Source organism: Streptococcus infantis (assembly GCF_047465525.1).
In the GTDB taxonomy this organism is placed as follows: domain Bacteria; phylum Bacillota; class Bacilli; order Lactobacillales; family Streptococcaceae; genus Streptococcus; species Streptococcus infantis_R.
This window is the reverse complement of the sequence record NZ_JASGZS010000002.1, coordinates 48,122-63,576: the sequence shown is the minus strand read 5'-3', so window position 1 is coordinate 63,576 and position 15,455 is coordinate 48,122. Positions and strand designations below refer to the sequence as shown.

The 15,455-nt window shown below is 40.0% G+C and carries 14 protein-coding genes; 4 read left to right on the top strand and 10 right to left on the bottom strand.

What is annotated here, in order from left to right; all coding sequences use genetic code 11:
- Positions 1-18 precede the first annotated feature (18 nt).
- The 7 genes from QM374_RS01045 to QM374_RS01015 form a co-directional block, all read right to left on the bottom strand.
- Positions 19-1,458, bottom strand: coding sequence for a 6-phospho-beta-glucosidase (locus QM374_RS01045; protein ID WP_414310629.1), 1,440 nt, complete (start codon positions 1,456-1,458; stop codon positions 19-21).
- 166 nt (positions 1,459-1,624) lie between these two features.
- Positions 1,625-2,203 (bottom strand): DUF3592 domain-containing protein, encoded by a 579-nt coding sequence (locus QM374_RS01040; protein ID WP_414310628.1) that lies wholly within the window; start codon positions 2,201-2,203, stop codon positions 1,625-1,627.
- Between the two features lie 151 nt (positions 2,204-2,354).
- A complete protein-coding gene (locus QM374_RS01035; RefSeq protein ID WP_045763233.1) occupies positions 2,355-2,702 on the bottom strand; it encodes a VOC family protein in 348 nt (115 codons plus the stop codon).
- Between the two features lie 109 nt (positions 2,703-2,811).
- Positions 2,812-4,587, bottom strand: coding sequence for a pyruvate oxidase (spxB, locus tag QM374_RS01030; protein ID WP_084975676.1), 1,776 nt, complete (start codon positions 4,585-4,587; stop codon positions 2,812-2,814).
- 322 nt (positions 4,588-4,909) lie between these two features.
- Entirely contained in the window at positions 4,910-7,132 is a 2,223-nt protein-coding gene (locus tag QM374_RS01025; protein WP_414310627.1) for a heavy metal translocating P-type ATPase, read from the bottom strand.
- A gap of 9 nt (positions 7,133-7,141) precedes the next feature.
- Entirely contained in the window at positions 7,142-7,513 is a 372-nt protein-coding gene (locus tag QM374_RS01020; protein WP_414310626.1) for a cupredoxin domain-containing protein, read from the bottom strand.
- 10 nt (positions 7,514-7,523) lie between these two features.
- The gene (locus QM374_RS01015) at positions 7,524-7,919 is read right to left on the bottom strand and encodes a CopY/TcrY family copper transport repressor (RefSeq protein ID WP_414310625.1); all 396 of its coding nucleotides are present in this window, start codon (positions 7,917-7,919) and stop codon (positions 7,524-7,526) included.
- A gap of 204 nt (positions 7,920-8,123) precedes the next feature.
- Here QM374_RS01015 and QM374_RS01010 point away from each other — a divergent pair, with 204 nt between their 5' ends.
- Genes QM374_RS01010 through QM374_RS00995 form a run of 4 tightly spaced genes read left to right on the top strand, consistent with a single transcriptional unit; the run spans position 8,124 to position 11,085 of the window.
- Complete coding sequence (locus QM374_RS01010) at positions 8,124-8,804, top strand: amino acid ABC transporter permease (RefSeq protein ID WP_414310624.1); 681 nt, start codon at positions 8,124-8,126, stop codon at positions 8,802-8,804.
- On the top strand, positions 8,764-9,441 hold the full coding sequence (locus tag QM374_RS01005; RefSeq protein ID WP_414310623.1) for an amino acid ABC transporter permease: 678 nt from the start codon (positions 8,764-8,766) through the stop codon (positions 9,439-9,441). Before QM374_RS01010 ends, QM374_RS01005 begins: the two co-directional genes overlap by 41 nt.
- Positions 9,442-10,200: an amino acid ABC transporter ATP-binding protein gene (locus QM374_RS01000; RefSeq protein WP_004252334.1), complete on the top strand. Its 759-nt coding sequence runs from the start codon at positions 9,442-9,444 to the stop codon at positions 10,198-10,200.
- An 18-nt stretch (positions 10,201-10,218) separates the two neighbouring features.
- Positions 10,219-11,085 (top strand): cysteine ABC transporter substrate-binding protein, encoded by an 867-nt coding sequence (locus QM374_RS00995; protein WP_074324648.1) that lies wholly within the window; start codon positions 10,219-10,221, stop codon positions 11,083-11,085.
- A gap of 347 nt (positions 11,086-11,432) precedes the next feature.
- Here the strand turns inward: QM374_RS00995 and QM374_RS00990 are convergent, their stop codons facing one another.
- From QM374_RS00990 to QM374_RS00980, 3 genes are all read right to left on the bottom strand, one after another.
- Complete coding sequence (locus QM374_RS00990) at positions 11,433-13,034, bottom strand: type I restriction-modification system subunit M (protein WP_414310622.1); 1,602 nt, start codon at positions 13,032-13,034, stop codon at positions 11,433-11,435.
- Positions 13,035-13,095: 61 nt separating this feature from the next.
- The gene (locus QM374_RS00985) at positions 13,096-14,346 is read right to left on the bottom strand and encodes a restriction endonuclease subunit S (protein WP_414310621.1); all 1,251 of its coding nucleotides are present in this window, start codon (positions 14,344-14,346) and stop codon (positions 13,096-13,098) included.
- Positions 14,343-15,401, bottom strand: a complete 1,059-nt coding sequence (locus QM374_RS00980; protein WP_414310620.1) for an AbiH family protein — start codon at positions 15,399-15,401, stop codon at positions 14,343-14,345. The genes QM374_RS00985 and QM374_RS00980 overlap by 4 nt, the downstream gene beginning before the upstream one ends.
- Between the last annotated feature and the right edge of the window lie 54 nt (positions 15,402-15,455).

Here is a 15,455-nt window from a genome sequence, read left to right as displayed (position 1 = left end):
ATAGTGAACAAATGAGTTCTACTCAATGCTTGCACCATTACTAGCAATGACATCCTTGTACCAGTAGAAGGATTTCTTCCTGCTACGTTTGAGACTTCCATGACCAGCATTATCACGATCCACATAGATAAATCCATAGCGTTTGTTCATTTCGCCTGTTCCAGCTGACACCAAATCAATACAGCCCCAAGTCGTATAACCAAGCAAGTCAACCCCGTCTTGGAAAATAGCATCTCGCATAGCCTTGATGTGGGCTTCTAGATAATCAATCCTATAGTCATCTTCTACATAGCCATTTTCATCTGGCGTATCCATAGCGCCTAGCCCATTTTCTACGATGAACATAGGCTTTTGGTAACGATCCCAGATAGCATTGAGGGTAATACGAAGCCCCAATGGGTCAATCTGCCACCCCCATTCTGAGGATTCTAGATAAGGATTTTTGATGGAGGCAAAGACATTTCCTGCTGTCAAATTCGTCACTTCTGGATCCCCTGAGGCCACTCGGCTCGCATAGTAAGAGAAGGAAACAAAGTCAACAGTGTGATTCTTCAACAAGACCAAATCCTCTGCTGTCATTTCAATCTCAATTCCCTCACGTTCCCACTGCTTCTTGGCGTAATTCGGGTATTCCCCACGCGCTTGGACATCAATGAAGAAGTAACTCTTACGGTCTTCCTCCATGGCTGCCCAGTAGTCTCTCGGATGAGCTGTATTGGGATAGTATTGCCCCGCCGCCAACATGCATCCCACCTTGTTTTCTGGATCAATTTCGTGGGCAATTTTAGTCGCAAGGGCTGAGGCTACCAACTCATGGTGAGCTGCTTGGTATTTGATTTGTTCTTGATTTTCTCCTTCTTCAAAACAAATTCCTGCTCCTAAAAAGGGGGCATGCAAAATCATATTGATTTCGTTGAACGTTAGCCAGTACTTAACCAAGCCCTTGTAACGGGTAAAAAGGGTGCGACAGAGATTTGCGTAAAAGTCCAACATACGACGGTTGCGCCAACCACCATACTCCGTAATTAAGTGCATCGGACAATCAAAATGCGTGATGGTCACCAGCGGTTCGATCCCATACTTGTGGCATTCCTTAAACAAATCCTCATAAAAAGCTAGGCCAGCTTCATTTGGCTCTGCTTCATCTCCCTTAGGAAAAATCCGAGTCCAAGCAATGGAAAGCCGATAAGTTTTAAAGCCCATTTCTGCAAAAAGCGCAATATCTTCCTTGTAATGATGGTACATGTCAATGGCTTCTTTTGCTGGGTAAAAATAGCCCTCCTCGAAAGAGAACATCTTTTTCTGGCCTGTGATAATGGCTTCACGGTCTGGGCCAATCGGTACCACATCAACGTTTGCAAGCCCACGGCCATCTAAATTATAAGCCCCCTCACACTGATTAGCTGCGGTTGCACCACCCCATAGGAACCCTTCTGGAAATTGCAATTTATCTGTCATCACTTTACCTCACTTGATTTGATAGTTCTATTATACTATCAAACATTTAAAAAATTCTGAAATAGCCCCCAAAAATGTTTTAAGAAAAGCATTTTCTTTACAAAAAAGCTTCTACGATGAACATAGAAGCCAAATAGGGTAGTTGAAATTTGTATACAAAACTGCTTTATTTCAGAAGATTTGGAAGAATGAACATGATAAAGAAAGCTAGAGCAACCATAATAAAAACATTAAGATAGATAAAACATTTTGCCAACCATGCATATCGCCCAGGTCTTAGTGGTCTTTCTACATAGGAATGTTTTGGTTTTTTAGGATCATAATAAACAGCAACTTTTCCACCAATTGGAAAGCGTTCCTTAAGAGGAGATTTTGTAAAAGACAAAAAACTATTCCCCTTAACTTTGTATCTTAAAACTTGTGGAATTTCACCATTTTCAAAATTATCCGTTTTTACATCAGATACGATTGAACCTAAGGGAGTACTGATTGTATTTGAAATAGCAGATAGAAATTTAGGCCCTACGACCTTGTATAGGTTCCCGTCAACAGTGTATTCAACAACCGGGAGACTAATCCCATTATAAAGAGCATAGGAATATCGGATAATAACTCCTTCCGTTCTTTCGGTACATCTCTTGGCATTACTATAATTACTAAATATAAAATAGGAAAACATAAAATAGGTGAAGGCAGCAAAGCCTAACATCATTAAGCCAATTAATAGAAAGAAAGTTGTTGGCATATTTTTCTCCTTAGAACATTGTTATGAAGCTATTTTAACAAATTTAACAGAAAAGACAAGAAAAAGACCGGATTAATCCGATCTTTCAATAGTTCATAGCGCACATTCTTTTTTAAGAATCATTATGGTTAACTTCAAATGACTAAGCGTCCTATTTCATACGATAAAAATCAATCACTAGACCTGCAGGGCCACTTACTAGCAGGGATTCGGTTCCCCAATCAGTTACAACTGGCCCATGTAAAATCTCAATCCCTAATTCTTTCAAACGCTTTTGATTCTGTTCCAAATCTTCAACTTCAATGTGTAGAATGATTCCTGACTGAAAATTTTCCAAAGGTATCAAATGATTTTGTGATAACATGAGGCAGTGACTGCCAATCGTGAACTGAGCAAAACCATCATCAACATAGTCTGCCTTCTTATCCAAGATACGCTCCAAGTCAGAACAGATCTGGGGAACATTTGAAACGATAATATCTAATTGATTTAAATTCATTTACTATCCTCCATAAAAAGACCGGATTTCTCCGATCTTTTAAGTTACTCTCTAAGAAAATCAAAGCATAAAATCTACAATATTTACTTTTGATTTTCGACGAGCAGAATTATTTGATTGCGCGTGATTGTAACCCTTCTTCTTCCAAGAAGAGACGGAATGGTACAAGCTCTTCAGCTTCGTATTTTTCTTTGAAGGCTTTAATAGCTTCTTCTGAGTGAAGTTTTGGATCCAATTCAAGTACTTCTACTGGAAGTGGACGATGTGGAGTGATGTGAGCATCGATAACAACAGTTTTACCTTCTTTGTTCAATTTAACAGCTTCAGCAACGACTGCGTCGATGTCTTCGATACGGTCAACTGTAAATCCAATAGCTCCTTGAGCTTCAGCGATTTTCGCATAGTCAGCATTAGGGAAGTCACAACCAAACAAGTGTTTGTTTGTGTCTTCGTATTTGTCCTTGATGAAGGCATATTTACCATTTGAGAAGACAACGTTGATAACTGGAAGGTCGTATTGAACGTTTGTGATAACGTCTGGGTAGCACATGTTGAATGCACCGTCACCCATGATGTTCCATACTTGGCGATCTGGATTGTCTTTCTTAGCAGCGATACCACCAGGAAGGGCAATACCCATTGTCGCGAAGAGTGGAGATGTACGCCACATGTTCTTAGGTGTCATGTGAAGGTGACGAGTAGATGTTTGAGTAGTGTCACCTACGTCGATTGAATAGATAGCGTCTTGATCAGCATGTTTGTTGATTGCATTGTAAACTTGATACAATTGCAATTCACCTTCAGTTTTACCTTCGAGTTTGTTCATGTAATCACGCCAGTTTTGGTTATTCTTAACGTTTGCACGCCACCATGGAGTAGATTCTACTGGGTTTACTTTGTCAAGGATTGCTTTAGCTGCTTGACCTGCATCACCAAGGATTGAAGCGTCAAGGGCATGGCGTTTACCAAGTTTGTAAGGGTCGATATCTACTTGGATGAATTTTTCAGTGTTCTTGAAGGCTTCGTAAACTTCAGCAAATGGGAAGTTTGATCCAAGGAAAAGAACTGTGTCTGCTTCAAAGACCACTTCGTTGGCTGGCTTCCAACCAACACGGTAAGCAGAACCTGTCAAACCTTCGTAGTTCCATTCGAAAGCTTCGAAGTTTTTACCAGTTGTGATGATTGGTGCTTTGATTTTACGTGACAATTCAGTGATTACTTCACCAGCTTTAACACCACCGTAACCAGCGTAGATAACTGGACGTTCAGCGTTGTTCAAAATTTCAACAGCTTTGTCGATTTCAACTTCGTTCAAAGCAGGAGCGATAAATGAACGCTCGTAAGAACCTGAACCGTAGTATGAGTTTTCGTCGATTTCTTGGAAACCAAAGTTTACTGGAATTTCAACAACGGCTGGACCTTTTTTAGAAACGGCAGCACGGCAAGCTTCGTCGATAACTTTTGGTAATTGCTCTGCGTAAGCTACACGTTTGTTGTAAACAGCGATACCGTTGTACATTGGGTTTTGGTTTAATTCTTGGAAGGCATCCATGTTTAATTCGTTAACTGGACGTGATCCAAGGATAGCGAGAAATGGAGTGTTATCCATAGCTGCATCGTAAACACCGTTGATCAAGTGAGTCGCACCTGGACCACCTGAACCAACTGCAACACCGATAGAACCGCCAAATTTAGCCTGCATAACCGCTGCAAGAGCACCTGTTTCTTCGTGGCGAACTTGCAAGAAACGGATATCTTTGTCTTCAGCCAAAGCGTCCATTAGTGAGCTGAGTGTTCCTGATGGGATACCGTAGATTGTATCTACGCCCCATGTTTTCAATACGTTAAGCATTGCTGCAGATGCAGTAATTTTCCCTTGAGTCATAATGATAACTCTCCTTAAAAGTTAATTTGATGAATAATAAAAGCGCTTTTATATGTTTTTTGAAAACGATTCAGTAAATTTACACTCCTAATTTATCACATTTACTTATAGTTTCATAAGAATGTGCTCAGAAAACTTCATTCTCTATTACAGTACAGATTGAAAACGTTTTGAAAATCTGTTTTAGAATAGCAAAAAAGCGGTTAAGACCGCCTTTTTATACTCAATGAAAATCAAAGAGCAAACTAGGAAGCTAGCCGCAGGCTGTACTTGAGTACGGCGAGGTGAAGCTGACGTGGTTTGAAGAGATTTTCGAAGAGTATTAATCGACTTTAGTAAAATTAAGCATAAGAGAACTGATTAGAACAGAGACTGAACTAAAGGCCATGGCTAATCCTGCAAGTTCTGGATTGAGTACCAAACCAAAACCAGAAAACACTCCTGCTGCAATCGGAATACCAATGAGGTTATAGATAGAAGCCCAGAAAAGATTGAGTAGAATACGATTAAAGGTCTTCTTACTCATATCAAAAGCACGTGCCAATCCTAGTAAATTGTTGGTTGTAAGGACAAGATCAGCTGATTCAATGGCAATATCTGTCCCAGAGCCCATGGCAATTCCGACATCGGCTACACTGAGGGCCGGCGCATCATTGATACCATCTCCAACAAAGGCCAATTTGCCATTCTTTTGAAGCTTGTGAATTTCATGAGCCTTTTCCTCTGGCAAGACATTTGCGATCACTTCTTCGATTCCAATTTGCTCTGCAATCGCATGGGCTACTCCAGCATTATCTCCAGTAAGCATGACCGTTCTAAGGCCACGTTTTTTCAATTTAGCAATAGCTTCTTTGGCATTTTCCTTAGGGACATCCTGCAAGGCAATTAAGCCTTTTAGTTCACCATCTACGGATAGGAAGACAACTGTTTTCGCTTCTTTCTCAAGCAAATCAAATCGTTCTTGATAATCATGTGGAATAGCAAGATCATCTAAGAGTTTGGCATTCCCAAGCAAGACTTGTTTACTATTAATAATCCCAGTCACACCTTTTCCATGCAAGGCCTGGAAGTTTTCCACTGGGTAAAGGCTAATTCCTAGTTCAGATGCACGATTAACAATAGCTTGAGCTAGCGGGTGTTGAGATACATCTTCCAGTGAAGCAGCCAAACTTAGCACTTCTCTTTCATCACCAATAACATCAGTCACTACTGGCTTCCCTTCGGTCAAGGTTCCTGTCTTATCAAAAACAACCGTTTGGACTTTTTGGATTTCCTGTAAAACTGTACCATTTTTGAGAAGAATCCCCATCTTGGCACTTCGTCCTGTTCCAACCATGAGTGCTGTCGGTGTCGCGAGTCCTAGTGCACAAGGACAGGCAATAATCAAAACAGCAACTCCGTAGAGAAGTGAAGTCACAAAGCTATCTCCAAGTAAAACAAACCATATCCAAAAAGTAAGAAGTCCTAAAATGACAACTGCTGGTACAAAAATCCCTGAAATCTTGTCGGTCAAATCTTGAATAGGAGCACGACTCGTTTGAGCTTTCTTCACAAAGTCCACAATCTGAGCCAGCATAGTCTCAGAACCAACTTTTTCAGCTCTAAAGATGATCGTACCACTATTATTGATGGTTGAACCAATGACAGCATCTCCAACTGATTTATCGACTGGAATACTTTCCCCAGTCACCATTGATTCATCAATACTCGTTTCACCTTCTAACACAGTCCCATCAACGGCAATTTTTTCACCTGGTCGAACGCGAATGAGATCCCCAACTTTGACTTGTTCTAGAGGTATTTGAACATAAACATCATCACGCAAAACCTCTGCTGTTTTTGCTTGTAGGTCTAATAATTTTTCGACTGCCTGCGAAGTATTTTTTCGCATTTTTTCCTCAAAAACTGCTCCCAAAAGAATGAAGAAGAGGATAAATGCAGCACTTTCAAAGTAAACGGGCAGACCAGTGAAGAGGGCAACTAAGCTATAGAAATAGGCCACTAGGGTTCCCAGAGCAACCAAGGTATCCATGTTGGAATTGTGCTTTTTAAAACTAGCCCAGGCGCTTCTGATATATGGAACTCCAGCTACCAGCATAATGGGTGTTGTGGCTAAAAAGGTGCCCCAACGCATGACTTGGTGACTAATTCCTCCTGTAGACATCCCAATCATGAGAATCACAAGAGGCACAGTAAAGATACTAGTAATCCAAAAACGCTGTAAAAGGCTTAGAGATTTTTTAGTTTTTTCAACAACGGTATAGGTTCCCTTTTGCATCTTCATGCCGCATGAAAATTCATGCTCACCCAGGTCTTGAGGAGTAAAACGAATGACTTTTTCCTCATCTTGAGCGATTGGTTCTAGGATCCCTTCTTCTTCGAAGAGAATCTCTTTATAACAGTTTGAAGGTGTCACACGATGAAAGGTAATCTCAGCAGGAATCCCTTTTTGCAGTTGAATATGGGCTGGATGATAGCCTTTTTCTGCCGTGATACGGATTTTTTGAACACCATTTTCAAGACTTGCTTTTACAATTTCAGTCATATCATTCTCCTATTCTACAATCATCTTACCGTGCATCATATTCATGCCACAAGAGAAACCATACTCACCTGCTTCTTGAGGAGTGATTTCAACCACATATTGGTCTCCCATAGGCAGATCTGCATGCACTCCAAAGTCTGGAAAAACGATTTGGTCCAAGCAAGGTGAAGGATCTTTTCGATCAAAAATAATGCGAGCAGGTTGCGATTTTTTGAGGATAATAGTTCCTGGAGTATATCCCCCCATGACCTCCACTCGAATCTCCTGATAGCCATTTTTTTGTTGGGCTCTCTTTCCGTCTTCTTGCGGTTTTTTGAAAAACCAAAAGAGGATAAAAGCAATCATTCCTAAAACAACAATAGATACAAATAGATTTAACATAGCGTCTCCTTTACATACAATTACATCTTACTTCTGCCACAGCACTTGCTTTTTTCTTTGAAATCACTTCTTCCAAGCCTTCCAAGTCAGCTAGGGTAAAGTCACATTCTTCAATCAAATCAGCAAGTAACTGCTTCATTCTGCGAGAACAAAGCTTGTCTTTGATATCCTGGACAAGTAACTTCCTACTATCTTCCTGCGTCAAAAGAGCTGAATAAATAAAGGACTTGCCCTGCTTTTCCCGAGTCAAACATTCTTTTTCCACCAAACGTGCCAAGAGTGTCTGGATAGTGGATTTGGACCAACTGAACCTTTTCTCTAATACTTTGATAAGATCGGTACTAGTCTGCTCCCCCTGCATCCAGATAATCTTCATGACCTGCCATTCTGCATCCGAAATCTGCATCAGCACACCTCCTAAATCTACATTTGTCAATTATAAAAATAAGTATACTCTTAAAATCTACATTTGTCAACTAAATTTCCTAAAAATTTTAAAATTTCTCTTTCCAATAGATTTTGTCTATCATTGTGATAGAAAATACATATTATCCAAAGCTCCCTTTTAATGCTACAATGATTTTATCATTTCTAGATGGGAGGTTTTAGTTTGGATTGGTCTATTGTTGAACAATATCTACCACTTTATCAAGAGGCATTCTTTCTGACCTTGCATATTGCAGTTTGGGGAATTTTAGGTTCTTTTCTGGTTGGGCTACTTGTCAGCGTTATCCGGCATTACCGCCTTCCTGTTTTTTCACAGTTGGCAACAGCCTATATCGAACTTTCACGAAATACACCCCTTTTGATACAACTTTTCTTTCTCTACTTCGGCCTACCTCGAATAGGGATTGTTCTTTCTTCAGAAGTCTGTGCAACACTGGGACTGATTTTTTTAGGTGGTTCCTACATGGCGGAATCCTTCCGAAGCGGGCTAGAAGCAGTCAGTCAAACCCAGCATGAAATTGGTTTAGCCATTGGGCTTACTCCATTCCAGGTCTTTCGCTACGTGGTTCTGCCACAAGCGACAGCGGTTGCTCTACCATCCTTTAGTGCCAATGTTATTTTCCTCATCAAGGAAACTTCTGTCTTTTCGGCAGTCGCCCTTGCTGACCTTATGTATGTTGCTAAGGATTTGATAGGACTCTACTATGAAACAGATATCGCACTAGCCATGTTGGTGGTTGCTTACCTTATCATGCTGCTACCTATTTCACTAGTCTTTAGTTGGATAGAAAGGAGGCTCCGTCATGCAGGATTCGGGAATGCAAGTACTCTTTCAGGGAAATAATCTCCTGAGAATTTTACAGGGATTGGGAGTCACAATTGGGATTTCTATCCTGTCTGTCCTCTTATCCATGATGTTCGGAACAGTTATGGGAATTATCATGACCTCTCATTCTAGAGTGATTCGTTTCTTGACACGTTTTTATCTAGAATTTATCCGTATCATGCCCCAACTGGTGCTCCTTTTTATCGTTTACTTTGGCTTAGCTCGAAACTTTAATATCAATATCTCTGGTGAGACTTCAGCTATTATTGTTTTCACCCTCTGGGGAACAGCTGAGATGGGGGACTTGGTTCGTGGAGCTATTACTTCTCTCCCAAAACATCAGTTTGAGAGCGGACAAGCGCTTGGTTTAACTAAAGTGCAACTCTACTACCATATCATTATCCCTCAAGTTTTGAGAAGGCTTCTACCGCAAGCCATCAACCTTGTCACTCGGATGATTAAAACGACTTCCTTGGTTGTTTTGATTGGAGTTGTTGAGGTTACCAAGGTTGGGCAACAAATCATCGATAGCAATCGTTTGACTATCCCAACAGCTTCCTTTTGGATTTACGGAACCATCCTAGTCTTGTATTTCGCAGTTTGCTTCCCTATTTCCAAACTATCTACTCATCTAGAAAAACATTGGAGGAACTAAATGTCTGAAACTATTTTAGAAATCAAGGAACTAAAAAAATCCTTCGGAGACAATCCTATCCTCCAAGGACTTTCTTTAGATATTAAAAAGGGGGAAGTGGTCGTCATCCTAGGACCATCTGGTTGTGGTAAAAGTACGCTACTTCGCTGCCTCAATGGTTTAGAAAGTATTCAAGGAGGAGATATCCTGCTGGATGGTCAGTCCATCGTTGAAAATAAAAAAGATTTTCACCTGGTTCGCCAAAAGATCGGTATGGTCTTTCAAAGTTATGAACTCTTTCCTCACCTAGATGTCCTTCAGAACCTCATCCTAGGACCTATCAAGGCTCAAGGGAGAGACAAGAAAGAAGTAACGGAAGAAGCTCTGCAACTACTGGAACGTGTCGGACTTCTAGACAAAAAACATAGCTTCGCTCGTCAATTATCTGGTGGACAAAAGCAACGGGTAGCCATCGTTCGTGCACTTCTCATGCATCCAGAAATTATCCTCTTTGATGAAGTAACTGCTTCACTGGATCCAGAAATGGTGCGTGAGGTCCTAGAACTTATCAATGATTTGGCACAGGAAGGGCGTACCATGATACTGGTAACCCATGAAATGCAGTTTGCCCAAGCCATTGCGGATCGCATCATCTTTCTAGACCAAGGAAAAATTGCTGAAGAAGGAACTGCTCAAGAATTCTTCACAAATCCACAAACAAAACGAGCACAAGAATTTTTAAACGTCTTTGACTTTAGCCAGTTTGGCTCATATCTATAATCAATAAAGGAGATTATTATGAAACTACTTAAACCAATTCTAACTGTTTTTGCTCTAGCATTTGCGCTTATCTTTGTCACAGCTTGTAGTTCAGGCGGAAGCTCTGATGCTTCATCTACTAAGGCAACTGCCAAAGCTCGCACCATTGATGAAATTAAGAAAAGTGGCGAACTTCGAATCGCGGTATTTGGAGATAAAAAACCATTTGGTTATGTTGACAACGACGGTTCTTACCAAGGTTACGATATCGAACTTGGTAACCAATTAGCACAAGATCTTGGTGTGAAAGTTAAATACGTTTCTGTTGATGCTGCCAACCGTGCTGAATACTTGATTTCAAACAAAGTTGATATCACCCTTGCCAACTTCACAGTTACTGACGAACGTAAGAAACAAGTTGACTTTGCCCTTCCTTACATGAAAGTTTCTCTCGGTGTTGTGTCACCAAAAGATAAAGTCATCAAGGATGTAAAAGAACTTGAAGGTAAAACTTTGATCGTTACAAAAGGAACTACTGCCGAAACTTACTTTGAGAAAAATCACCCAGAAGTAAAACTTCAAAAATACGACCAATACAGCGATGCCTATCAAGCTCTTCTTGACGGACGTGGAGATGCCTTCTCTACTGATAACACTGAAGTTCTAGCTTGGGCGCTTGAAAATAAAGGATATGAGGTAGGAATTTCTTCTCTAGGCGATCCAGATACTATTGCGCCAGCAGTCCAAAAAGGAAACCAAGAACTACTTGACTACATCAACCAAGAAATCGAAAAATTAGGTAAGGAAAACTTCTTCCACAAAGCTTATGAAAAAACACTTCATCCAACCTACGGTGACGCTGCTAAAGCAGATGACCTTGTTGTTGAAGGTGGAAAAGTCGACTAAAACTCAATGAAACCACAAAATGAAATCAGGTAATTGATTAATATACTCCCCTTATAGTGGACAGTGAAAAACATAAATTCACTCAGAACTATAGGGGGAGTTTTCGTATGTCAAAAAGAAGTCCGAAATCAGTCGATCACAGTATATATCACGAGAACGACGGACAGTCACTACTCAATCTGTTATTTGTTCTTGCCCACTTGCCAAAGAGTAGTTCATTTTTGTTAAATGTCCTTTATTGCAGTGGATTTCATTCAAACTCTCCTTGTCCTACAATCTTTTTATCATCAAAATGCAAAAACACCTCGTACAATCTATACGAGATGTTTTCATTCTAACCCTACTCCCTAAATTTCATTCAACTTTTCGAGATAGGCGGTTAATTCTGCCTGGGCTTCTGGTGTTGTGCCTACTAGTTGGCTGCGCATGTGTGCGAGTCTGGCTTCTACCTCTCCAATCTCTTTATCAATCTCTGCGAGTTGGTCTGCAAGGTCGACGAGGGGAACCACGGGTTCTTCTTCAAAGGTATCGACATAGCGTGGAATGTTGAGGTTATAGTCATTTTCGACAATCTCTTCAAAGCTAGCTAGATGGGCAAACTTCTCGACATTCTCGCGTTTTTGATAGGTCTCCAAAATCTTGGCAATATGGTCTTCGGTCATATTGTTTTGATTTTTCCCTTTTTCAAACTCTTTTGAGGCATCGATAAAGAAGACATCCTTATTGGTGCGATTCTTTTTAAGGATAATAATAGTTGTCGGAATAGAGGTGTTGTAGAAGATATTTGCTGGCAAGCCGATAACTGTGTCAATAGCGCCTTCTTCTAGCAGGTGCTGGCGAATCTTTTGCTCGGCTGCTCCTCGAAAGAGAACTCCGTGAGGAAGAACGATGGCCATAACTCCATTATGCTTGAGGTGGTAAAATCCGTGAAGGAGGAAGGCAAAATCCGCTTTGGACTTAGGTGCCAGAACTCCATAACTTGAAAAGCGAGGATCTTGCAAGAATCCACTATCTGCTGACCACTTCAGTGAATAGGGTGGGTTCATCAAAACCCCATCAAAGTCTGTCGGCTCGGTAGTCGGCCAATCTTCGTCTAGAGTATCATGGTTGCTGAGGTGATAGTTCTCAATCGCGACCCCATGAAGCATCATATTCATACGAGCAAGGTTGAAGGTCGAAGTAATCAACTCCTGACCGTAGTAAGAAATCGTCGAAGCTTCCTTACTATAGCGCTTGGCATTGAGCAAGAGAGAACCAGAACCCATGGTCGGGTCGTAAACCGACATGCCCTTTTGATGCTCCCGCCCTGCAAAGACAATCTGAGTCATGAGATGAGAGACTGCTTGAGGTGTATAGAACTCTCCAGCCTTTTTACCAGAATCACTGGCAAACTGGCCAATCAAGTACTCATAAGCATCACCCAAGATATCACCAGCATGACCAGAGACATTGAGGTCGTTGAGCTGTTTCATGACTTCAGAGATGGTCTTGTTTTGCTTTTGTGGGGTGTTGCCTAGCTTTTTAGCATAGAGGTCGATATCTTCGAAGAGATTTTCAAATTTTTCATTGGCCTGCTCGATATCACGGAAACTTTGGGCTAGGGACTCTAGCTGGAAGGTTCCTTCGTGGATAGACTGAACCAGCTTGGTAAAGGTCAGAGAAGGCTCAATCACATAGCCCAGATCGTCATTTAAGACCTCGATGAGGTCTTCACGGACATCTACATCCGTAAAGTTTTCCTCATAGAGAAGCTGCGCTTGCTGGAAGGACTCAAAGGTCTCGTCCAAGTTATCACAGACGGCTTGGAGGATGTTGTCGGATAGGTATTTGTAGAAAATCAAGCCCAAGAGGTAGGACTTATATTCATTGGCTTCCATCTGGCCACGCAGGATATCTGCCGCATTCCAGAGGGATTGGTAGAGTTCTCTTGATAAATCTGTTTGTGACATAGGGTCTCCTATCAATTTCTACTTTCATTCGTTTAGTGTAGCTTTTTATGGTCTTTGTATCTTATATAAACATTTTTCTGAGTAGAGTTTGTTTGCTTTCTTTGAGCTGGTTGACTTTTTCCTCTTGCTTGGCAATGGCCTTGTCTAGGTCTTGGAAGAAAGCACCGATGGCTTCTTGTTCAGGGAGAGTAGGGATAGAAATCTCAAAGCTAGATAATGCTTCTTTTGTGATTGTTTTGATTGTCCCACCTGGAGCTTTTTGTCTCTCAATCTCAAATTTATTTTGAATAGTATACGCCCAAAAACCTATATGAGTAGGAAAATTATAACTTTCAAAAATTAATAAAGTGCGATCTACATAAGTATCATAATGTGTAATTGCAACTCGCCCTATACTCCCCTGTAATGTTACAATCACAGTACCTTCTGGGACTAGAACACTCTTTGGTTGGGCTTTCTTACTAATTTTTTGTTTTGTATCATTAACTAAAGTAAGATTATCCGTAACATCAATAACCTGTACAAATGGCATAGAATCTTCACCACCATACCATTCTTTTTTCCCATAAGGTTGCGGAAAAGAACCTCTTCTATATTTTGCATATTCCCCCAACTTCACTTCCCTCCACTCATCTTCAAATCCTGCGAAGCGAAGGGCTGGTTTGGTTTGTCCTTTGGCTGGGAAGAGGAGCTTGAGGTAGGTTTTCTTCTGCTCTTTGAGCACCTCTAACTTACGCTGTTGGAGGCTAATGAGCTGGTCAATATCTTGGAAGAAAGAACCAATGGCAGTTTGCTCGGGGAGGGAGGGGAGGAATATAATAAATTTTTTAAAATCAACTGTTGTAAAACTAGACTGATTGACCGCTGGTTTAGTAATAGACTTTATAAAATTTATATAACGACTTATTGAAAAAATATAGAATATAAAGTTTGAACTTATACCTTCAGAGACTCGCAATCTTAGTATATTCGTAGTATAAATAGTTTTTCTATCTAACGGAAAGCGTACAATAGCTGATGTTCCCATTTTAGCTTCACTATTTATAAAATTAATTAAAATGTCATTTTCCTCTACAACATAATTATTTGTATTACTTCCTTGCGGGTCTACCTCATACCAGTATTTTATATCATTAGATAGATCTAAATACCCATCATTTATGTTATTTGCTCGAATGACTGGAAGCCCTATATCTTCATTAGCTAACATTCTAGATAGCCCACTTTTTAAATCAGAAGTGACCTCCCCCAATTTCTTCTCTTCCCAAGGTTCAGTATGTCCCACAAAGCGATAACTTGGTTTCCTTGTCATATTATTCCTCCAACTATTTCATCTTTATTTGTATCTATAAATTGCAATTGATAAGCTTTACGAGCTCCCCATGCCTTAAGTATTTTCTTAATAGTATATTCATTCTGCTTATCGAACTGGTCTACATAAATGCTCACTCCTGGGACCTGCTTAAAGATTTCTCTAAAGTACGGAGCATCCACTCCATTCTCATCCCGAATACCAAAACCAATGAAATAGATTTCTTCGATAGAACTTAAACTTTTGAAAAAGTATTCATGTTTTCTAAGTTGCTGATGGACAGGCTTTCTAGTCAAATCAACTAAATTATAAAGAAAGTCACGTACCGCAGTTGGATCATTTTGTATAGATTCATCATAAGAATCCATTTCACGATTATGTCCAAATATTAGCTTATTTTTGGAAACGCTTCCATGTATATGACATATTTGTTCAGAATTTATACCGTAGAAATCCTCTAACAACATACTATAATTAAAAGTTAAAAAGTAGGCATTTTTATTGTGTTCAACAGATTTCTTTCGTTTTAGTTTTTTTAGATTAGAAGGCATATTATCCCAGTCCAGAATAAAACTTTGAACCCATTCCCTAAATAAATTTTCAATGTCTGCTATTAGAAATTTTTCAAGAATCGTTGCCAGCTCCTCAGCTTCTTCTTCTAGGCCACAAGACGACAGTATAATTTTCACCTCATTTATCCAACCTAAATCATGCTCAAACTGAGACCAAAAATTTTCTAATCCCATTAACTGCATCATATGTCGATAAATAAATCGATACCGTTCATATTTATCTAACTGACCATTTCTAATTTTGGATAGAGAATATCCATATATGTCTCTCAACCCATCTTCCTTAGCATATCGATATTGTTCTTGAATTTCAATATCCTTTTCCCTAAAAAAGTCGCAAATCCCCTTTACTGTCTGCAACGACTCTAACAAATCATCTTTCCCATAAGCTTGCTGATAAACGAACTTCTTGAAATATAGATAATTAGTCTTTAAATCATGCGCTATGTCAAACCCATTTCCAATAATAAATAATTTCTCCACTATATCCCCCTTTCTATTACTCAATTTTCTTATTTCTACAATTTAGATTTTCTT